Raw genomic sequence first — 19,011 nt, forward strand, 5'->3', positions numbered from 1 at the left:
TCGCTATGACACTGTCGCCAGCGGATGACCGGGATGTGGGCTGGTGGGCACCGCCGGATCCCCGGTCACGGCACTACGACTCGATCTCAGGAGGCTCGGGCGTCTCCGGAGTCTCGATCTCCTCCGGCTCGTCCTCTTCCTCCGGCTCGTCCTCTTCCTCGGGCTCCTCGGGATCTTCGGGGTCTTCGGGGTCCTCGCCCCCGTGATCGTCTCCATCGTCGGGGGTACCCGTCGGCGTCGGTGTGGCCGTCGGCGTGCGTGTCGGCGTCGGCGTGGCGCTCGGGCCGGGACCGGGCGTGGGCGTCGATCCGCCGGGGGTCGCTGTCGGCGTGGTGGTCACGCCGCCGTCGGTCGAGCCCTCGTCGCCGGTGCCGTCCGTGTCGCCACCGGTTCCGCCGTCATCGCCATTCCCGCCGGAATCCGTCGGCCCGGCGGAGCCACCGTCGGTGGTCCCGCCCGGGACACCTCCGGCATCGCTGCTCGAAGTGACCGGTGCCGCTCCAGAAGAGGTCGTGACGGTGCCGTTGCGCAGTTGGGCGCGCCAGCGGACGTTCTCGGTGCCGTCGGTCAACAGGAGCTCGATGACGCTTCCATCTTCGGTGACCACGACGTGGGACCAGCCCGGATCGGTGTCGACGGACATGAGGGTGAGGGCGTCGGCTTCGATACGCACTGTGACCAGGGCCACGTCGATGTCGAAGCGGGCGATGCCGTCGCTTCCCGGGGTGGCCGAGGGTCCGGCTTCGAGCACGATCGCCCCGTCGATGGAGGTTCCGTCGCCGGAAACGCCGTCGCCGCCGTCCGTCGTGGATCCGCCGCCGTCAGGGTCGCCGGCGACGGTGATCTCGTTGCCGCCGTCGTCGCTGCCGCTTCCCGACAGGGCGAACGCAGCAGCCGCCACGGCGATCACGAGGAGTAGCGAGACGCCGAGTCCGGTGACGGCCACGCGCCGGTTGCGGGCGCGCCGCATGCGGGGGCGCAGTCCCTCGAGCACGGCCTCGGGATGGTCGATCCGGCTCGGGGCCGCTTCGAGCAGACCCCGGCGAATCTCGTCGTCGAACATGTCGTTCATCGCCAGCTCTCCTCCCGGTCGTCGCCTTCGCTCAGGTGTTCACGCAGGTTCGCCCTGGCCTGCGAAAGGTGTGCCTTGACGGCGCCCTCGGAGATTCCCATCGAGTCCGCGATCTCGCGGACGGGAAGGTCCTCCAGGTAGTGCAACACGATCGCGGTGCGCTGACGTTCCGGGAGTCGGCCGACGAGTTCGGCGAAACCGCCGTCTTCGGCGCCGAGGGACACGTGGCTGCGGGGCTCGGCGCCCGCCCGTGCCTCCGCTTTCCTCTGGCGCTCGCGCTTGCGGGCGAGGTCCCGGAGCCGGTTGATCGCCACACGGCGGACCCACGCCTGGGGGATGTCGTAGCGACGGATCCGGTTCCAGCGCGAATAGGCCTTGACGAAGGCGTCCTGGACGGCCTCGGCGGCCGCCTCAGCGTCGCCGAACGCCACAGTCAGCGATGCGACGACCGGTCCGTACGTGTCGGTGAAGAACGCGTCGAAATCGTGCCTGTCGGTCATCTCGAAGACGATCCGCCTCGTCGCTGTCTGGGTGGCGGTAATGACGCGTGCGGCCGGCCTCGCATCGCTCAGCGAGATCAGCCGAAGCCACTCTTCGCCCAGTGTGGCAGGAAAGGTCACACCTCTCACACGCACCTGAGGGCCCCGCAGGTTTAGTCGCATCGCAAACCGAAAAAAGATTCGTGGTCGGCTAAACCCCCAGCGTGGTGACCGGCGTGTCCCATGTGACGAGTCCCCCGGACCAGGAGCCACCATGCCTCGCCGCACCGCACTCACGATCGCCGCCTCGGTCATCGCCGTCATCGTGACGGCCACCACGGCCGTCGCCCTGTCACTGTCGGCCCTCGACGCCGGCCAGACCACCGAGGCCCAGTTCGCCGCAGCGGTCAGTCCGATAGAGGAGGCGCCTGGCGAGCCGGTCGTGGAACCGGTCGCCGATGTCGTCGACCCCACCGCCGAGGCGGTGCCATCCGAAGACCCCACCACCGAGCCCGAATCCGGCGAGACGCCGACGTCGGTTCCGGCGGCTACCGGTTCGTCGCCGGCCTGGACCGCTCCGGCCCCTGCGAACTTCGCTCCGACGCCTACCGGCACTCCGACCGCTCCCCCTGTGGCCCCCGCCGGCGATGCGACCCAGCAGACGGCACCTTCCTCCTTCGAGGTCGATGACCTGGTCGTGCCCACACCGGCGGCCACCCCGTCGGCTGCTGCGACGCCGGCGCCGTCCGGCCCCGTCAGTCGGCCGATCTCGCCGGTGGCGACCACACCGACGCCGACTTCCGCGCCGGCTGCCACGCCCTCTCCCACCGCTCCGGCGTGGGAAGACGACGACGAGTACGACGAGCACGAAGACGAGCACGAGTACGAGCACGAGTACGAGGAAGAGGACGAGTACGAAGAGCACGAAGACGAGTACGAGGAAGAGGACGACCACGAGTACGAGTACGAGGACGGTCACTGATGGCGGCCGACGCCCCGGCGCCCTCGCGCCGTCGTCAACCGCCGGCTCTGGCGGCCCGCATCATCGCCACGAGCGCAACGGTGTGTCTGTTCATCGGGATCGTGCTCGCCATGGGCGGCTTCGTCGAGAGCCGTCGCGTCACCACCCTGGCTGCCGCCGTCGGGGATCCCGCTCCTGATCCCGCGTTCGACGCGGCCGGTTCGCCGCCGGGCACGGTCGGCGCCGAGACCGAGGTGACCGTTCCGGAGACGCCGTCGACGGTCGTCGAACCCACCCCTGGGGCTGACGCCGCGAACGGGCCCCTCGACGCGGAGACCCCCGTCGAGGAAGCGACCCCCGCGGGTGAGCAGGGTCCGGCGAGCCCGGCCGGTGGGGCCGTGTCGGTCCAGCCGAACGCCGCCGCCACTCCCGGCGCCCCGGCACCGACTGCGCCCGCACAGCCGGCTGCCCCGGCACCGGCTCCGTCGAGCGCAGCCCAGCCTGCGGCGACGCCGGCCCCCACGGCGGCTCCGCAGCCTGCGGCGACTCCCGCTCCCACGCAGCCTCCGGCATCACAGCCGACCACCGCGCCGACGCCGGCCCCGACGGCGGCGCCCACGCCGCGTCCGACGGCGGCGCCCACCCCGGCTCCCACCGCGGCCCCTACGCCTCCGCCCACCCCGGCGCCGACGCCGGCTCCAACGGCCGCGCCGACGCCGGCACCGACGCCTCCGCCGACCCCCGTGCCGACTCCGACCACCCAGCCGAGCGGATGAGCGCCACAACCGTGCGGGTGCACGAGTTCCGGGCGATGGGCTCGCGGTGTCAGGTGGTGGTGGACGGACCTCTCGGGCTGACCGATCGCGCCGAGGCGCGGGTCCGGGCGCTCGAGGAGACCTGGTCCCGGTTCGTCGCTGACAGCGAGATCTCCCGGATCAACGAGCGGCCCGGTCGGCCGGTGACGGTGGGTTCCGCCACGATCGACCTCTTCCGGCGGGCCGAGTTCGCCCGTGTCTCCACCGGCGGGCTCTTCGACCCGATGGTGCTCGACCATCTCATCGCGGCGGGCTATGACCGCGACCATCGCGAGCTCGTGCCCGCCCAAGGGACAGCGCAGCCCCGGACCGGCGCCGCCCGTCCGGTGGGTACGTTCCGGGTGGACGGCGACACCGTCACCGTCGAAGGCGGCCGGTTCGATCCCGGCGGTCTCGGCAAGGGACTGGCCGCCGATCTGGTCGCGGAAGAACTTCTCGAGGTCGGTGCCGCCGGTTGCTACCTCGACCTCGGCGGCGACATCCGCTTCGCCGGCGAACCGATCGACGGTGAGCGTTGGCGCGTGCACGTCGACGATCCCCTGGGTGTCGCTCCCGTGTGCACCCTCGGGCTGCCCCCGGGTGGTGGAGGCGTCGCCACGTCGGGTGTTCTCACCCGACGCTGGCACCACGACGGTGCGGACCGGCACCACCTGATCGATCCCCGCACCGGTGAGCCCGCCGACACCGCTCTGGCGTCGGTGACCGTGATCGCCGGGGCCACATGGTGGGCGGAAGTCATGGCCAAGTCGGCGCTCGTCGCGGGCGCAGACGACGCAGAGTCGCTCCTGCATGAAGGTGGCGTGACGGCGATTCTGGTCGCGAAGAACGGAAAGAGAACAGTCGTCGGCGATCTCGAGGAGGTCGGCGGATCGTGAACGAGCAGCTGTGGTGGTACGTGGCCCGATCCGGTGGCATCGTCGCGTGGGCTCTGCTCACGGTCTCGGTGGTGCTCGGACTGTCGCTGTCCACGGTGATCGCCGGCCGGAGAGTCCCAAAGCCCTGGCTCCTGTCGATGCATCGGTATCTGGGGCTCGTCGCCATCGTCATGACCGGGTTCCACCTCGCCGGCCTGGTAGCCGACAGCTATGTGCACTTCGACGTCATCGACCTCCTGGTGCCCTACTCGTCGGAGTGGCAGCCCGGGGCGGTCGCATGGGGGGTGGTGGCCATGTGGCTCCTGCTCGCCGTGGAGATCACGTCTCTGCTCCGCCGCCGGATCCCGAAGAGGCTGTGGCGGTGGGTGCACGTGTCCTCGTTGCCGCTGTTCGCCATGGCGACCGCGCACACCTTCACCGCCGGCACCGACGCCGGCCACGGCTGGTTGCGGTGGGGCGCGATCATCTCCGTGAACGTCGTGGCCTTCCTGACCATCGTTCGCATCGTCGTCGAGAAACGACCGGCCCGGGTCATCCCGGCCCGACCGTCGGCGAAGAGAACGCCTCCGGTGGAGCCGTCGTCGCAGGGAGTTCCCGAGGTCGAGCCGTCGCAAGAGCGGGTCCCCGTGGTATCTCAGGGCTGAGCCTCAGGACTCCTGGGTCTTCTCCCCGCCAGGTTTGCTGCGCTTGGCCTCGTACATGGCCCGATCCGCCAGCGACAACAACTCCTCGGGTGCGATGCTGCTCGGCGCGAGTGCCACGCCGACACTGGCCGTCACCGTGACGGCCCCGGTGCCCACCTCGATGGGCCCGGCCACGACTTCACGCACGCGCTCGGCGATGGTCTCGAGCCATGCGCGGTCGGTGGCTCCGGGAAGGACGAGAGCGAACTCGTCGCCGCCGAGACGGGCGACGGTGTCACCGGGACGGAGGATGGCGCGCAGGCGCGTCGCGACAACCCGGAGCACGGTGTCACCCGCCTCGTGGCCGTGCGTATCGTTCACGGGCTTGAAGTCGTCCAGGTCGAGATACAACAGCCCGACCCACTCGCCGACGCCGACCGTGGTCGTGTAGCGGCGCTCGAATCCTCGCCTGTTCGGCAGGTCCGTGAGGCTGTCGTGGGTGGCCTCGTACTCCCGGCGCTGATCGTGACGGTCACGGTCGAGGGTGATCCGGACCAGTTCACGGGCGCGCTCGAGGCGTTGAGCGAGTGCGTTCGAGGGAGCGTGGCGTACCCGGGCGAACGCGAGCAGATGATGCGACTCTCCCCTTTCGTCCGTCTCGACGTCGACGCCCCAACACACCGAGTAGTCCGCTTCGAGGAGGCGCCGGCCGATGGTGTCGCCGATGTTGGAGACCGACACGGCTCGTGGCCGCGTTCCGACGGTCGCCCACCGCAGGGGGCCTGCGTCGGCGGCGAAGACACGGAACAGGGCGTCGTCGCTGGCCGCCATGACGTGATGTGAGTTGGGCGTGGTCTCGAGGAGGACCGCCCCGACATCGAGGGGTGGCAGCGCGACCATCTCGATGATCATCGCGAGGACACCGCTCCTGCCCGCTCCGCCTGCGAGTGACGCGAGGATGCGCCTGAGGAGTTCGTCGCCCCTGGTGGGACGCAGGGTGTAGACGATCCCCGCGACGTCCGGGTCGGCGAGACCCCCTGTGCCGATCACCTCCACGGAGACGACACGCCCAGAGGCGCCGACCATCCGGAACTCGATCTCGGCCCATTCGCTGTCGAAGTCGGTGCCCCGGTCGGTGGTCGCGACGTTGGTGAAGACCTCGAGGATCCTTGCCTGGTCGCCGGGGTGCACGCGGTCGAGGGTCTGCATGCCGATGCCCTCGGCGATCGTCCAACCGCCGAGCCTCGCCGCTGCGACGTTGCCGTAGATCACGTGACCGGTGTCGTCCAAGACGAGCACCGGTGTCGGCAGGTGATGGAGGACTTTCGCGTAGAACGCGCCGCTGGTCGGCAGTCCCCGGTGAGGCGCGATCCCGCCGCCCTGGCGGGTGCCGCCGGGGCCGGAGGGGCTCGTGTCCCCGGTCCGCTCGCCTTGTGGGGCCTCGTCCACCGAGGTTCCCTTCGCCGTCGCTGTTTCGACAGTACCGGCTTGACGGGCCCTCGTCGTCGTGGTCGGGACCCTGGAACTATTCCGGTATCTGAATAAGGCGCTGGTGTAGCGTCAGCCGGCGACGGTCACCCCCGCCTCCACGAGTCCCATCCGTGCCCGATCGCCGTCGCCCGGTTCGATCTCCACCGCCCGGGTCATGGACCACAGGACCGTGGTGACGAAGCCGGCATCGTGGGCGTCGGTGGCGGTGGCCTTCACGCACACGTCCGCAGCGAGACCGCCGATCACGACGGATGTGACCCCGCGCGCGTCGAGATACGCAGCGAGGCCGGTGGCCGAACGGGCCGCTGTGCGGGGATCGATCACCGTGAAAGCGGAGTAGCCGTCTTCGCCGCCGGTGCCTTTGCGCAGGAGGAGGTCCGCATCGGCGTTCAGGTCGTGGTGAAGTTCTGCACCCCAGGTCCCACGCACGCAGTGGCGGGGCCACGTTCCGCCCCCGTCGGTGAAGTGTGGCGACTCCATCGGGTGCCAGTCCTGGGTCAGCACCACCGTGGCGCCGGCGCTGCGGGCGGCGTCGATCTCGTCGTTCAGGGGGGCGACGACGGCTTCGCCGTCATGCACATACAGGGACCCACCGGGGTCCGCGAAGTCGTTCTGGACGTCGACGACCACGAGTGCCGTCGCCGCGTCGTAGTGATGGCTCATGACCCAACAGTAGGTAGGTCACGGGCCGCGCGGGCAGCGGTCAGCGGACCTGGCCGAGGTCGGGGGGGAACCTCATCGGCTCCCACGTCGTCGGTGCGACGTCGGCGCCCGGGACACAGACGACCGCGTCGGGGGCCGCCGCGGGTCCCTCGATGTGGACGCGTCGGGGGCATCCCTCACACCACTCGGCGCTGACCTCTCCGCGGCGGGGACACTCGACGAGGCCCTGGGAGTCGGTGGCTAGTCGGACAGGTTCGTCACGGCGGTTGGTGTCCATCTCCGCGATGGTCCACCACCCACAGTGCGCCCCTGTAGGGGCGGAGGTCCCGCGACCGCCCGGAGTGCCCACGGCAAGTGGTCAGCCGGCTCGGCCGAGCGTCGCGACGTAGCCGTCGGCCACGCTCGGTGTCACCGCTGGCGCACCGCGAGGTGGCTCGCCGATGCAGCGGAACCGCCCCGGGGCGACGGCGCGCGTCGGGATGCCCGGCGGTGGCCGGTCCGTCTCCCAGACGAGCCCGGCGGCGGTCGAGGCGAGTCGTTGCGGCGTGCCCGTGAAGATGGCCCGGCCCCGGTCCATCACGACCACGTTGCCGCAGACGGTGGCGAGTTCGTCGGCTTCGTGGGTCGCTATCAGAAGCGTTGCGGCGCCGGCCCTGTCGGCGACCAGCGTCACCACGTCACCGCGGCGGTGTGCGTCGAGCGAGCTCAGGGGCTCGTCGAGGACGAGCAGGTCGGGATCGCCGAGGAGGGCCTGTGCCAGGGCGAGTCGGCGGCGCATTCCGCCGCTCAGGGTCGAGATCCGGTCGCCGGCCACATCGTCGAGTCCGACCGTCGTGAGCGCCCAGTGACACCAGCGCCGGCGGAGGCGCTGAGGCCGGATCTCCTTGAGCGCCCCGACGTACTCGCAGAACTCCCCGACCCGCATCCGGGGCGGAAGGCCGTCGTCCTGGCCGAGGTAGCCGAGTCGGCGCCGCAGCGCCACGCGCGTGGCCGGGTCGTCGGGGTCGAGGCCGTCGACGCGCACCGAGCCGGACTGGCGTGTCGCCACGGTGGCGACGAGGCGCAGCAGCGGGCTCTTCCCCGAGCCGTTCGGGCCGAGGATCGCGGTCGCGCCCGGCCCGATCACCAGGTGCCCGATGTCGAGTGCGGTGGTCGTGCCGTAGCGGTGCGACACGCCGTCGACGGTGATCACGGGCGCGCTCACTGCGCCCGCTCGATGTCGCCGAGGCGGCCGCGGCCGGCGAAGAACAGGACCGTCGCGGCGATGGCGACGAGGCCCGAGGCGACCTGTGTGGCCGGGCCGAACGCGGTCGACGCGTCGGCGGTCCGGTCCACGGTGACGATGACCGCCAACCACAGACCGCCGACCGTGAGAGCCGCCCGCCGGACCGTGATCCGGGTGGCCAGCGCCATCGTGGCGGCCGTCACCGCGAGAGCCGGGAGAAGCCAGGCGATGCGCGCCGGTCCTCGTTCGGGGGTCAGCACCGCCGCCACGAGGAGAAGCGCGGTGCTCGACGTCAGCACCGTCAGGGTCCGCACGAGGAAGACCCGGTGGCCCTCCATCGGTGCGGCCACGACGATGTCATGGGTCGGATCGACGCCCCGCCCGAACGCCAGAGCGACACCGAGCAGCGGCACGAGCGGTGCCATCGTGAGGAACACGACGAGACGATCGACCCCCTCGCCGCCGCTTCCGGACGCCGCCTGCAGAGCGAAGACCAGCGCGATCGTGACTGCGACCAACCATGATCGGCGCAGACCCGGGGTCGCGGTCACCAGCGAAACCGTCACGTCGTCGACGCCGAGGCGCGTCATGATCCGGGCGACCAAGCGGGGCTTCGAAGCAGCAACCTCGGCCTGCACGGCGGCGAGGTTCGCAGCGAGCCGGGCCGGGTCGGGGGCAGCCTGGTCCCGGGGGCCCGCGAGCCGCACCGGGTCTGTCGCCGCCGCCTGCAGCGCTGTCTCGAGCGCGGTCGATCGGGATGTGGGACTCATCGGAGTTCCTCCTCGAGGATGCGACGGGCACGCGCCAGGCGGGACTTGACCGTGCCGGTGGGGATGTCGAGCAGTACGGCCGCCTCGCGGTTCGTCAGCCCGTCCAGTGCGGTTGCGGCCAGCACGGCCTGCAGGTCCGGTTCGAGCCGGGCGAAGGCCTGACCCAGGTCGGTGTCGGCGAGGGCGATGGGCACCTCCTCGGTCACCACCCGTGCGAGTCGTGAGATCTCCTCCACCGGTTCAGGTGGGCGGAGTCGACGCATCTGGTCGATGAGACGGCGCAGCGCGATCGTCCAGATCCAGGCGGCGACATCGCCGGTCGGTTCGTAATCGCCGGCCTGGCGCCACACCGCGAGGAAGGCGTCCTGGATCGCGCTGTCGATGTAGTCCGCATCTCCGCAGCGGCGCGCGAGCCGGGCCATGAGCCAACCCGCGTGGCGCTCGTAGAGCGCTGCGAGGGCCGCCCGGTCCCCGTCACCGATGCGCGCGATCAGCGCACGGTCCGAGGTGTCCGCGTGCTCCCCGGCGTCGGTCACCACCGCCATGCTAGGAATCGGCCCGGACCGCACACGGTGATGCGCCCGGATCGGGTGCGGGAGTCGAGGGCCGCGCCGTCCCGGTGGACCGTCGGCGCAACGGGTACAGCATCTGGCTCACGACGCCCGCCGGCACCGCCTCGTCCACCCCGTAGCGCTGCGGGCGGCGGTCCGCCGGCATGAAGTAGGTGCCGAAGATGATGTCCCACACGGGCAGGAAGACCGAGTAGTTGGTGTGGATCGACTCCGGGTGGTTGCCGTGGTGCCAGTGGTGGAACTCCGGCGTCATGACGATTCTGTGGAGCGGCCGAAGGCGCCACCGCACGTTCGCATGGGCGAACAGGCCGATCAGGAACTGCACCACCGCGAATCCGCCGACGACCTCGAGTTGGAACCCCGCCACGAGAGCGAAGACGACGGGTACGGCGATGAGCACACCGTCGAAGGGGTGGACCCGGATACCCGAGATCCAGTCCATCCGGGCGCTCGAATGGTGGATCGAGTGGAAGCGCCAGAACAGAGGGACCTCGTGGGACAGGCGGTGGGTCCAGTAGATCAGGACGTCGAGGAGCAGAACGCCTTCGATCGCGATCAACCAGCCGGGTTGGGCCATGACGAGTGGTCGCAGGGTGAACGCAGGCAGCCAGAGCGGGAAGCACAGCACCGCGATGACGACACCGGCGACGAGACCGATGAGGTTGTTGAGCGGCGACACGAGGGCATAGGTGAGATCCGTGCGCAGCCCGGGCCGGCGGATGCGCTGACGGTGCCGTCGGAAGAGCTTTTCGAAGGGCACGACGAGGACGAAGAGAGCCGCGATGATCCCGGCCCCCTCGTAGCCGAGAGCGACCCCGGTCGCGATGGCGGCGATGAGCGCAGCCACGTGGATCCAGCCGAGGATGCGCCTCGACAGTGAGCGGGACCGTTCCGCCGGCGCAGCGGGCGGCGGGGGCTGCGCTGCAGGTCCGGGCGGCGGTGGTCGGGGCGGCGGCGAGGTCGGCCAGGCGAGGGTCATGGTTGCCTCCTTCACCTGACCTATCGGGCCGAGCGGCTCCGTCGGTTCACGGATTCTGGTCACGGGTGCGCGCCGGACCAATCCGGCCCGGCGACGGTGTCGAACCTCCGGTGATGGACAACGGAACGCCCATGACGTCCGAATCGGCCCCCGACGGGGTGGGACCTGCCACCGCCGCGGCCACCATGGACGGTGTGAACCCCTTCCGTCGCCTGCGCGCCGTGCCCGACACGGCGCAAGAGGCATCGTCGGCGGACGAACTCATGGTCAGGGCGGCGCGCGGCGATGAGGCCGCGTTCGCCCTGCTGTACGACGAACTCGCTCCGCTCGTCCACGGCGTCGTCCTCAAGGTTCTGCGTGACCCCTCCCGGGCCGAGGAGGTCACCCAGGAAGTCTTCGTCGAACTCTGGCGCATCGCCGCGCGCTACGACGCCGGGCGTGGTTCGGTGAGAGCCTGGACGGCGACGCTCGCGCACCGCCGCGCGGTCGACAGGGTCCGCTCCGAGCAGGCCCACCGCGACCGCAACGACCGCGTGAGCCGCCTCGAACCGACTGTCGAGGACACCGTGGCCACCGACGTCGAGGATCGTTTCGAACGAGAGCGGGTCAGGCGCAGTCTCGACGAACTGACCGACCTGCAACGCGAGGCCGTCGAACTCGCCTACTTCGGGGGTCACACCTACCGCGAGGTGGCTGTGCTTCTCGGCGTCGCCGAGGGGACCGTGAAGACACGGATACGCGACGGTCTGATACGTCTACGCGACACCATGGGAGTGGAATCATGACCGACGACATCCACCTCCTCGCCGGGGCCTACGCGCTCGATGCCCTCGATCCCGACGAGAGGCGCCGTTACGAGGCGCACTACACCGACTGTGAGCTGTGCGTCGATGAGGTGGCCGGGTTCCGTGCCACCGCGGCGGCGCTCGCCGGCGCCGTGGCCGACGCCCCGCCGCCGGACCTCAAGGCCCGGGTCATGGCCGAGGTCGCCCGGACCCGCCAGGACGCCCCCGTGGTCGTGCCGCTCGCCCGGGTCAGGCGCGGGCGCACACTGCTGGCCGTCGCGGCCTCGGTGATCGCGGTCGTCGTGGTCGTCGGAGCCGTCCTGTTCGGCCTCGACGCCGGGGGCGAGCGCGACGACGCCGTCGAGTTGGCCTCGGTGCTGACCGCGCCCGATGCGGTCACCACGGTTCTCGACGGTGCCGTCGGCGACGGCACCGTGCGTGTCGTCTGGTCGCCCGAGCGTGACGCAGCGGTGGTCGTCGGCGCCGGTCTCGCCGCTCCGGGGTCCGGCGAGACCTACGAACTGTGGTCGCTGCGCGGCGACGAGGCCCGTCCCGCCGGGCTCTTCGTGCCGGACGAGGGCGGTTCGGTCACGGCCCTGCTGGAGGTGGCCTTCGACGACTCCGAGGCGTGGGGGATCACGATCGAGCCTGCGGGCGGATCGCCCAGCCCCACCGGTGAGATCCTCTACCTCGCAGAGGTCTCCCGGGCCTGAGCCAGCGCCGCCTCAGCGGCCGGTGACGCCGTCGACCGACTGGCGGATCAGGTCGGCGTGGCCGTTGTGACGGGCCGTCTCGGTGACCATGTGGATCAGGATCCAGCGCATGTCGATCTGGTGGCCGCGGGGGTGGTGGACGACTCGGCCATCGAGCGAGGCGGTCGCGACGATCTCGTCGGCCCGCTCGATCTCCTCGAGGTAGGCCGCCGTCGCCTCCGAGAGGGTGTCGGTTCCGCTCGGGTGGAAGGCCGCGTCACGGCCTGCGTCGTTCACCCACCGGGCGCCGATGTCCTCGCCGACGAAGCAGATCCGGAACCAGAACCGCTCGACCTCGGCCATGTGCCGGACGAGTCCGAGCAGCGACATGTCCGAACCGGCCACGGTCCGTCGGACCTGGCTCTCGTCGAGGCCGTCGGTCTTCATCAGCAGCGTCGCACGGTGGTAGTCGAGGAACTGGGTGAGCAGCGTCCGTTCGTCGCCGGTGAAGTCGGGATGGATCCGTTCCATTCAGCGCTGCCCCCGTGCCCGTGTGAACGCGTCCACCAGGTCGCGTGCCTCGGTGATCGCGTCGCCGATCGTGCGCGGATCCTTCGCGTCGCCGACCGTCTCGACGGTGGCGATTCCGGGAAGGCCCACGGACACCCCTCGGCGCGGCTCGGCCACGACGACCGCGACGGCGGGAGCGGTCTTCTCGGTGCCTTCGTGGTCGCGCCACGTGACGCCGCCTGCCGACAGCGCCAGGGGTTCGCCCACGGCAACGTCGGCTCCCGCGAGTCGGCTCAGGTAGGCGCGCCGGGCGACCCCGGACAGGTCCCGGCCCGGCTTCACCGAAGAGATCGCGGTGACCGCCCGCCCCTGACGGTGCAACATCTCGGCCACCGCGAGTCCGTACTGGTCGGTGCCGAGGACGACGACGGGCCCGTCCGGGAGTTCCGTGTCGAGCGACGATCTCTCCCCGGCGAGGAGGCCCTCCGCCGTCCATGCGGGGAGTTCCTCGTACCCGTCGAGAACGGGTGGGACCGTCACGGCGCCCGTGGCCACCACCGCGAGGTCCCACGCTCCGGCCACGGGGCTCCCTTCTGTGCCGGCGCCGGTGGGGGCCTCGACGCCGGTCATGACCTCCACCCCGAGTCGCTCCAGTTCGGCGGTGAACCACGCTGTGAGTCGCGCGAAGTGGGCGAGCGCCGGAGTGCGGGCGGCGAGACGCATCGCGCCGCCCATGGTGTTGTCGCGTTCGAGGAGTCGCACCGTGTGGCCGTGTTCAGCGGCCCGCCGCGCGGCTTCCATCCCGGCGGGACCACCGCCGATGACCAGGATCCGCGCCGGCGACGCGTCGGCCCCGGCCCCGGCTGGCGGCGCCGCAGCCGCGAGCGTCTCGCGACCCACGTCGGGGTTCACCGAGCACGAGATCTGCCCGCCGTGTTGGAGTTGCCCTGCGCATCCCTGCACCGTGGCGAGACAGGGCCGGATCCGCTCGGCCCGGTCGGCGAGTGCCTTGGGGGCCCAGTCGGGGTCGGCGAGGAGGGCGCGTCCGAGCGCCACAGCGTCGCAGCGCCCGGAGGAGATCGCGTCCTCCGCCTCGGCCGGGGTGGCGATCCGGCCGACGCCGATCACGGGTACGTCGACGGTGGACCGCACGGCCGCTGCCAGGTCGAGAAAGCAACCGTCGGCGTCGTCGAGGAGGGGGATCGTCCACGGCACGGATCCGTACACACCCGCCGAGACCAGCAGCGCATCGGCGCCCGCATCCACCAGGACGGGAGCGATGGCCGTCGCGTCGTCGACGGTCATCCCACCCGGTGCGATGTCCGATCCGTTCATGCGGACCACGAGGGCCGCGGCGCCGGCCGCCGCGCGAATGGCGCGGATCACCTCGACAGCGAACGTCGCCCGTTCGATCGTGGTCTCGCCCCCGAAGCGGTCCTCGCGGCGGTTCGCGTCCGCCGACAGGAACTGCTGGACCAGGTACCCGTGGGCGCCGTGCAACTCGATCACGTCGAAACCGGCGTCCACGGCGCGCCGCGCGGCGGTGGCGAAGGACCCGATCACGTCCTCGACCTCCGTCGTGGACAACTCGTGGGGCCGGATCGTCACGTGGACCTCGGGTAGGACCGCCGAGGGCGCGACCGGGTCCGTGCCGGTGACCTTCGGTGAGACCTGGCGGCCGCCGTGGCCGAGTTGGATCCCCGCGGCGGCTCCCGCCCGGTGGATGGCGTCCGCGAGCGGTTCGAGCGAGGACGCGGCGTCTTCGGGCCACATCCAGGCGATCTGGTTCTCGACCCGACCCTCGGGTCGCACAGCCGAGAAGCCCACGGTGGCGAGCCCCAGACCGGTCGCCCGCCGGTTGTAGTAGGCCAGCGTGTCGTCGGTGGGCGCACCGTCGACGAACCCGAACCCGGTGGTCATCGCCGACAGGGTCACGCGGTTGCGCAGTTCCACGGATCCCAGCGTGATCGGCGTGAACAGATGCGGGTAGGCGGTCATGGAGCAGGAGCGTAGGGGAACCACGGACTACGGTCCCGCAACGTGAGGACGCCTCCCGACATCTCGCCGTCCGCTGTCGCCGCGGCGCTGGATGGCGCAGGGGTGGCGTCGGCCGGAGCCGTCGAGGTCGAACGCCTCAGCGGCGGCTACTCCTGGGTCACCTTGCGCGTCGACACGGTCGAACGGTCCGTGATCGTGCGCGTCGCCCCGGAGGGTGGGACCGTCGAGCCTTACGACCCGGCCTCTGAGGCCCGCATCCTCCGCGCTGTCGAAGGGGTGGTGCCGGCACCGGCGGTGCTCGCCGTCGAGGGGTCAGCGGACAACCCCATCGGTCGACCATTCGGGGTCTACTCGCTGTGCCCGGGGTCGGTCGTGCGGCGCCCCGAGAACCCCGAGAGCTACCGCCACGCGTTCGCGGACGCGCTCGCGGCGATCCACCGTGACGGCGACCCTACGGCCCTGACTGCCCGGCCCGGCGCCGCCGGAGTCGTCCCGACGGTGGGGGAGACCTACCGGCGGGAGCTGGCCCGGGTCACCGACGCCTTCGCCGACACGTGGGCCCACCCCGGCTGGATCATCGCCCTGCGCTGGCTGTGGGCCCGACTGCCGGATTCAGCGGAGCCCGGAGTCGTCTGCCACGGGGACTACCGCCCGGCCAACATCTTGTGGACCGCGCCCGGCGAGATCGGCGGCGTCCTGGACTGGGAACGCGCCCGCGCCGGTGACCCGTTGGCGGACGTCGCGTTCACCTGGCACCTCGCGGGGTGGGCGGCACTCGAAGGCGACCTTCTCGACCGGTACCTGGCCGCGTCGGGCACGCACCTCGACGAGGAGCGACTCGCCTACGCACTGCGCTTCGAACGGGTGCGGTCGCACCTGTCGGGTTCCCAGGGTCTGCGTGCGTTCGTGGACGGCCGGGCCGACGACGACCGCCTGGTTGCAGTGGGTGAGTCCGGTGAGGTGGGGATGTGGGACCTGGTCGAGTGGATCGCCGGTGACCCCACCGGGCCGGAAGCCCCGGACCTGCCGCCGCTGGACCCGGCGATCGTCGAACGTTCACTGGCCCGCGGCGGCTACCCCGTGGACGATGCCGTCGCGGGTCGTGTCAGCGACGAGCGTCTCAAAGCGCACCTGGCTGACTGGTTCGGGCACGATCACGACGACCTCGGCCGCTCGCTGAACGCACTGGGTGAATTCGTACACATAGATTCGTCAGCGGTACTGTCGGACCCTGAAAACGTGTGGGGGACGGTGTTCGCCGACCTGTGTCGGGCGGCGGCCACCGCCGGGCCCGAACTGGTCGGGCCAGTGCGGGCGCTGGGTGCCCGTTTCGCCTCCCGCCCGACCCGATTCCCGAAAATGGAGTGGCGATGAGCCTGACGACCGACGACGAGTTCCTGCACGATCCGCCCGCCGGAGCGGAGGGACTGTGGTCCGACAACTTCTGGTTCTCGGTGGTCGATCGTGAGGCCGGCGTCTTCGGTATCAACCACATCCACGCGAGCCGTTCCGAGGGTTACCTGCGGGCCAGCGCCTTCTACGTGATCGACGGCGTCCACCAGCAGTGGGCGAGCCGCCAGCCCCTCACCGGTGACCGCCAGTTCGAGACCCTCGGCGACGGTCGCCTCGGGTTCTCGGTGGTCGAACCGTTCGAGCGGTACCGCTGGACGCTCGACGGGCCGAAGTTCTCCTTCGACCTCGACTACTCGGTGCGGTTCGGCACCTTCGACTACGAGGACTGTCACGGCGGGAACCCGCTGGCCACCTACGAGACCTACGGCGGGCACTACGAGCAGGCGCTCGACTGCTCGGGGACCTTCGTGACCCACGGCGGCCCCCGCGAGGGTGAGGAGCGGTCCATCTCGTGCTGGGCGCACCGTGACCACTCCTGGACGCACCGCTTCACCCACCCGAGCCCGTGGGAGCCCCGTTACCGCAAGACCGAGGAGCAGTCCTGGGGGCACTTCTGGCCTTCCGTGCAGCTCCCGGACCGTCACCTGAACTCGTTCGGTTGGATGTCACCGTCGCAGCCGATTCCCGAGGGTCGGGCCCACACCGGCGGCTGGATCGGCGACGAGAACGGAACGCGGGCGATCGTCGACGCGACGTGTCGGCCCCATCTCGAGGACGACGAACGCACCGCCATGTCGTTCGCGATGACCTTCGAACTCGACACCGGCGAGACGTTGACGGTTCTCACCGGCCGCAAGCACGGCCACACCCGCAACGGGCTGATGCGTGACGAGAACGACGCAGAGGTCCGCCTGGACTGCCACGAGCCCTTCTATGACTTCGAGGTCCTCGAGACGGGGGAACGCGGCTACGGGGTCGTCGAGTACTCGATCCATCCTCCCGCGCCACGCTTCCGGTACTGAGCCGTGCGGGTCGGCATCCACCTCCCTCAGCTGGGTCGCTCCGCGAGCCTCGACCACATCGTGGACGTGGGGCGCCGTGCGGAAGAGGCGGGCTTCGACGACGTCTGGACCGCCGATCACGTCGCGGTTCCGCTGGAGCTCGAGGGCATGCCCGGCTTCTTCCCCGAGCCGGTCCCGGTCCTCAGCGCAGTGGCGGCGCACACGAATCGGGTCGGACTGGGCGTGAGCGTGCTGGTTCCCGCCTACCGCAACCCGACTCACTTCGCGAAGCAGTGGGCGACCCTGGACTGGCTCTCGGGCGGTCGGACCATCCTCGGTGTCGGTGCGGGCTGGCTGGAACAGGAATTCGCCGCCTGTGGCATTCCGATGGTGGACCGGGCCGGCCGGCTCGACGACTACATCGGCGGATGGCGCGCGGCGTGGTCCGGCCAGCCGACATACGAGTCCGGGCATTTCTCGTTCCACGACGTCAAGATCAAGCCCGCCCCGGCGGGCCCTGCGCCCATCTGGATCGGCGGTACCTCCAACGGTGCCCTTCGCCGTGCCGCCACGATCGGCGACGGCTGGATGGGCACCCTGGCCCCGCCCGACGTCTTCGCCGAACGCCTCGGGCGCCTGCGCGGATTCATGGACGAGGCCGGACGTGATCCGGCCGATGTCACCATCTCGATCCACATGGAGGTCCGCATCGGAGACCCGGTCGGGGAGGGGAGTCGCTGGAGCGAGGTCGGCGACGGCTACGGCGACCGGGCGATGATCAGCGGCGACGCAGCCGAGATCGCCGCGCGGGTCGGCGACTACGTCGAGCACGGTCTCGAACACGTCGCCCTCGTCCCGATCGCAGCAACCCGCGAGGAGTGGTCCGAACACGTCGATGTCCTGGCGGAGACCCGCCGGATACTGGGGGAGTAGCAGATGTTCGAGTTGACGAATCCGTTCCATGTCGGGGTGATCGTCCCCGACGCCGAGAAGGCCATGGCCGACTACACGGCGGCCACCGGGGCGACGTGGCACACGCTGCAGGCCCTGGACCTGTCGATCCTCATCGACGGCGAGGTCGTACAGACGAGCGTGCGGTTCAACTACACCGTCGAAGGCCCGGTCCAGTTCGAGGTGGCCGACGGTCCCGACGACTCTCCGTGGGACGCCTCCATGTACGGGGGCCTCAACCACATCGGATGCTGGAGCGACGATCTCCACGGTGACCACCAGCGTCTCGCCGACGCGGGGTGGAAGACCCTCCACGGGGGTGCCGGCGAGGACGGGCAGATCGCCGGATTCGTGTTCGTCCAGAGTCCGGCGGGCGACCGCGTCGAGCTGCTCGACACAGCGATGAAGCCCCTGTTCGCCAACTGGTTCGCAGGCGGCAACTTCGAATAGGTCGCGCCGCGACGCCGCCCGGGACCTGCTATCAACGAACAGGTCGATCACAGGGGGTGTCGTCGTGAAGGATTTCTCAGCGCGCCGGTTGTTCATCGTCCTCGTCGTAGTGGCGATGATCGCGGCTGCCTGCGGTGGAGGCGACGACGAAACATCCGCGGCCTCTGACGACGGAGCTGGTTCCGATGACGGTGCCCCTGCGTCCGATGACGGGGCACCTTCGGGTGACGATGCCGCGGCTTCTGATGACGGGGGTGGAGACGGCGATGGTGTGAGGTCGCTCGACCTGGTTCCTGACGGGGCGACCGACATCATCGGTAATCCCGCGGGGCAGGGGTTCGTCGAGTTGGCCGGCACCCGCTACGACTTCGTCCTCGACGCGGCCTGTCAGCAGATATTCGGGGCCGTGCAGGCTGCGGGTGGCGCCGCGGACGGCTCCGAGTCGCGTGTCGACGCCTTCATCCCGCCCGAGAACTGGGAGACCTTCGACGATGACCGGTTCGATCCGCCTGAGGTCTCCATCGAGATCGGCGACCAGGAGTGGATCGCCGAGCTGGGGGCGAACGAGCAGGTCGGGACCGCCTACCGGGATCTCACCCCGGAGGAGAGTTCGGTCACGTCGTTCACCAACGACGGATCCTTCACCGAGGGTGAGGGGATCTTCTTCCGCAGATTCAACTCCGGCGACATCGAGACGGCACAGGGAAGCTTCGCCTTCTACTGTCCCTGAGCCCCCGGGGCGGGGT

Annotated in this window: 22 protein-coding genes; 10 read left to right on the top strand and 12 right to left on the bottom strand. The window is 70.6% G+C overall.

Annotation, left to right across the window (positions count from 1 at the left end; all coding sequences use genetic code 11):
• Positions 1 to 73: 73 nt before the first annotated feature.
• Together RIE08_08630 and RIE08_08635 are read right to left on the bottom strand one after the other, a co-directional pair.
• Positions 74 to 1,072, bottom strand: coding sequence for a hypothetical protein (locus RIE08_08630; GenBank protein ID MEQ8717662.1), 999 nt, complete (start codon positions 1,070 to 1,072; stop codon positions 74 to 76).
• Positions 1,069 to 1,572: a sigma-70 family RNA polymerase sigma factor gene (locus RIE08_08635; protein MEQ8717663.1), complete on the bottom strand. Its 504-nt coding sequence runs from the start codon at positions 1,570 to 1,572 to the stop codon at positions 1,069 to 1,071. The genes RIE08_08630 and RIE08_08635 overlap by 4 nt, the downstream gene beginning before the upstream one ends.
• 253 nt (positions 1,573 to 1,825) lie before the next feature.
• Here RIE08_08635 and RIE08_08640 point away from each other — a divergent pair, with 253 nt between their 5' ends.
• A complete protein-coding gene (locus tag RIE08_08640; protein MEQ8717664.1) occupies positions 1,826 to 2,533 on the top strand; it encodes a hypothetical protein in 708 nt (235 codons plus the stop codon).
• Positions 2,534 to 2,567: 34 nt separating this feature from the next.
• On the opposite strand, the gene RIE08_08645 is transcribed toward RIE08_08640, so the two are convergent.
• Positions 2,568 to 3,272, bottom strand: coding sequence for a hypothetical protein (locus RIE08_08645; protein MEQ8717665.1), 705 nt, complete (start codon positions 3,270 to 3,272; stop codon positions 2,568 to 2,570).
• Between the two features lie 12 nt (positions 3,273 to 3,284).
• Here RIE08_08645 and RIE08_08650 point away from each other — a divergent pair, with 12 nt between their 5' ends.
• Positions 3,285 to 4,202 (top strand): FAD:protein FMN transferase, encoded by a 918-nt coding sequence (locus RIE08_08650; protein MEQ8717666.1) that lies wholly within the window; start codon positions 3,285 to 3,287, stop codon positions 4,200 to 4,202.
• Positions 4,199 to 4,846, top strand: coding sequence for a ferric reductase-like transmembrane domain-containing protein (locus RIE08_08655; protein MEQ8717667.1), 648 nt, complete (start codon positions 4,199 to 4,201; stop codon positions 4,844 to 4,846). Before RIE08_08650 ends, RIE08_08655 begins: the two co-directional genes overlap by 4 nt.
• A gap of 3 nt (positions 4,847 to 4,849) precedes the next feature.
• Here RIE08_08655 and RIE08_08660 read toward each other — a convergent pair whose 3' ends face one another.
• From RIE08_08660 to RIE08_08690, 7 genes are all read right to left on the bottom strand, one after another.
• Entirely contained in the window at positions 4,850 to 6,274 is a 1,425-nt protein-coding gene (locus RIE08_08660; protein MEQ8717668.1) for a diguanylate cyclase, read from the bottom strand.
• A gap of 111 nt (positions 6,275 to 6,385) precedes the next feature.
• Entirely contained in the window at positions 6,386 to 6,979 is a 594-nt protein-coding gene (locus RIE08_08665) for an isochorismatase family protein (protein ID MEQ8717669.1), read from the bottom strand.
• A gap of 40 nt (positions 6,980 to 7,019) precedes the next feature.
• Entirely contained in the window at positions 7,020 to 7,256 is a 237-nt protein-coding gene (locus RIE08_08670; GenBank protein MEQ8717670.1) for a hypothetical protein, read from the bottom strand.
• An 81-nt stretch (positions 7,257 to 7,337) separates the two neighbouring features.
• Positions 7,338 to 8,183 carry an ABC transporter ATP-binding protein gene (locus tag RIE08_08675; GenBank protein MEQ8717671.1) on the bottom strand — a complete coding sequence of 282 codons (846 nt, stop codon included), beginning with the start codon at positions 8,181 to 8,183 and terminating at the stop codon, positions 7,338 to 7,340.
• The gene (locus RIE08_08680; protein MEQ8717672.1) at positions 8,180 to 8,974 is read right to left on the bottom strand and encodes a hypothetical protein; all 795 of its coding nucleotides are present in this window, start codon (positions 8,972 to 8,974) and stop codon (positions 8,180 to 8,182) included. Before RIE08_08680 ends, RIE08_08675 begins: the two co-directional genes overlap by 4 nt.
• Positions 8,971 to 9,510, bottom strand: coding sequence for an RNA polymerase sigma factor (locus RIE08_08685; GenBank protein ID MEQ8717673.1), 540 nt, complete (start codon positions 9,508 to 9,510; stop codon positions 8,971 to 8,973). Before RIE08_08685 ends, RIE08_08680 begins: the two co-directional genes overlap by 4 nt.
• A 10-nt stretch (positions 9,511 to 9,520) precedes the next feature.
• A complete protein-coding gene (locus tag RIE08_08690) occupies positions 9,521 to 10,525 on the bottom strand; it encodes a sterol desaturase family protein (GenBank protein MEQ8717674.1) in 1,005 nt (334 codons plus the stop codon).
• Between the two features lie 131 nt (positions 10,526 to 10,656).
• Between RIE08_08690 and sigK the strand changes: the two genes are divergently transcribed.
• The gene (gene sigK / locus RIE08_08695) at positions 10,657 to 11,310 is read left to right on the top strand and encodes an ECF RNA polymerase sigma factor SigK (protein ID MEQ8717675.1); all 654 of its coding nucleotides are present in this window, start codon (positions 10,657 to 10,659) and stop codon (positions 11,308 to 11,310) included.
• A complete protein-coding gene (locus RIE08_08700) occupies positions 11,307 to 12,023 on the top strand; it encodes an anti-sigma factor (GenBank protein MEQ8717676.1) in 717 nt (238 codons plus the stop codon). Before sigK ends, RIE08_08700 begins: the two co-directional genes overlap by 4 nt.
• Positions 12,024 to 12,035: 12 nt before the next feature.
• Here RIE08_08700 and RIE08_08705 read toward each other — a convergent pair whose 3' ends face one another.
• Together RIE08_08705 and RIE08_08710 are read right to left on the bottom strand one after the other, a co-directional pair.
• Positions 12,036 to 12,533 carry a DinB family protein gene (locus RIE08_08705; GenBank protein MEQ8717677.1) on the bottom strand — a complete coding sequence of 166 codons (498 nt, stop codon included), beginning with the start codon at positions 12,531 to 12,533 and terminating at the stop codon, positions 12,036 to 12,038.
• Entirely contained in the window at positions 12,534 to 14,510 is a 1,977-nt protein-coding gene (locus RIE08_08710; GenBank protein MEQ8717678.1) for an FAD-dependent oxidoreductase, read from the bottom strand.
• 42 nt (positions 14,511 to 14,552) lie between these two features.
• On the opposite strand from RIE08_08710, the gene RIE08_08715 reads away from it, so the two are divergent.
• The 5 genes from RIE08_08715 to RIE08_08735 all read left to right on the top strand — a co-directional run bounded on the left by RIE08_08715 (position 14,553) and on the right by RIE08_08735 (position 18,995).
• Positions 14,553 to 15,884 carry a phosphotransferase family protein gene (locus RIE08_08715; protein ID MEQ8717679.1) on the top strand — a complete coding sequence of 444 codons (1,332 nt, stop codon included), beginning with the start codon at positions 14,553 to 14,555 and terminating at the stop codon, positions 15,882 to 15,884.
• Positions 15,881 to 16,885 (top strand): hypothetical protein, encoded by a 1,005-nt coding sequence (locus RIE08_08720; GenBank protein ID MEQ8717680.1) that lies wholly within the window; start codon positions 15,881 to 15,883, stop codon positions 16,883 to 16,885. Before RIE08_08715 ends, RIE08_08720 begins: the two co-directional genes overlap by 4 nt.
• A gap of 3 nt (positions 16,886 to 16,888) precedes the next feature.
• Positions 16,889 to 17,797, top strand: a complete 909-nt coding sequence (locus RIE08_08725; protein ID MEQ8717681.1) for a TIGR03619 family F420-dependent LLM class oxidoreductase — start codon at positions 16,889 to 16,891, stop codon at positions 17,795 to 17,797.
• Between the two features lie 3 nt (positions 17,798 to 17,800).
• Positions 17,801 to 18,265 carry a VOC family protein gene (locus RIE08_08730; protein ID MEQ8717682.1) on the top strand — a complete coding sequence of 155 codons (465 nt, stop codon included), beginning with the start codon at positions 17,801 to 17,803 and terminating at the stop codon, positions 18,263 to 18,265.
• Between the two features lie 64 nt (positions 18,266 to 18,329).
• Positions 18,330 to 18,995, top strand: a complete 666-nt coding sequence (locus RIE08_08735; protein ID MEQ8717683.1) for a hypothetical protein — start codon at positions 18,330 to 18,332, stop codon at positions 18,993 to 18,995.
• The last annotated feature ends 16 nt before the right edge of the window (positions 18,996 to 19,011 follow it).

The organism is Acidimicrobiales bacterium (assembly GCA_040219085.1).
Taxonomy (GTDB): Bacteria; Actinomycetota; Acidimicrobiia; order Acidimicrobiales; family JAVJTC01; genus JAVJTC01.

Excerpts from the sequence above, each read along its gene's own strand:
- RIE08_08630 (MEQ8717662.1), bottom strand. The coding sequence starts at position 1,072 with ATGAACGACATGTTCGACGACGAGATTCGCCGGGGTCTGCTCGAAGCG.
- RIE08_08635 (MEQ8717663.1), bottom strand. The coding sequence starts at position 1,572 with ATGACCGACAGGCACGATTTCGACGCGTTCTTCACCGACACGTACGGA.
- RIE08_08640 (MEQ8717664.1), top strand. The coding sequence starts at position 1,826 with ATGCCTCGCCGCACCGCACTCACGATCGCCGCCTCGGTCATCGCCGTC.
- RIE08_08650 (MEQ8717666.1), top strand. The coding sequence starts at position 3,285 with ATGAGCGCCACAACCGTGCGGGTGCACGAGTTCCGGGCGATGGGCTCG.
- RIE08_08665 (MEQ8717669.1), bottom strand. The coding sequence starts at position 6,979 with ATGAGCCATCACTACGACGCGGCGACGGCACTCGTGGTCGTCGACGTC.
- RIE08_08670 (MEQ8717670.1), bottom strand. The coding sequence starts at position 7,256 with ATGGACACCAACCGCCGTGACGAACCTGTCCGACTAGCCACCGACTCC.
- RIE08_08680 (MEQ8717672.1), bottom strand. The coding sequence starts at position 8,974 with ATGAGTCCCACATCCCGATCGACCGCGCTCGAGACAGCGCTGCAGGCG.
- RIE08_08690 (MEQ8717674.1), bottom strand. The coding sequence starts at position 10,525 with ATGACCCTCGCCTGGCCGACCTCGCCGCCGCCCCGACCACCGCCGCCC.
- sigK (MEQ8717675.1), top strand. The coding sequence starts at position 10,657 with ATGACGTCCGAATCGGCCCCCGACGGGGTGGGACCTGCCACCGCCGCG.
- RIE08_08700 (MEQ8717676.1), top strand. The coding sequence starts at position 11,307 with ATGACCGACGACATCCACCTCCTCGCCGGGGCCTACGCGCTCGATGCC.
- RIE08_08705 (MEQ8717677.1), bottom strand. The coding sequence starts at position 12,533 with ATGGAACGGATCCATCCCGACTTCACCGGCGACGAACGGACGCTGCTC.
- RIE08_08710 (MEQ8717678.1), bottom strand. The coding sequence starts at position 14,510 with ATGACCGCCTACCCGCATCTGTTCACGCCGATCACGCTGGGATCCGTG.
- RIE08_08720 (MEQ8717680.1), top strand. The coding sequence starts at position 15,881 with ATGAGCCTGACGACCGACGACGAGTTCCTGCACGATCCGCCCGCCGGA.
- RIE08_08730 (MEQ8717682.1), top strand. The coding sequence starts at position 17,801 with ATGTTCGAGTTGACGAATCCGTTCCATGTCGGGGTGATCGTCCCCGAC.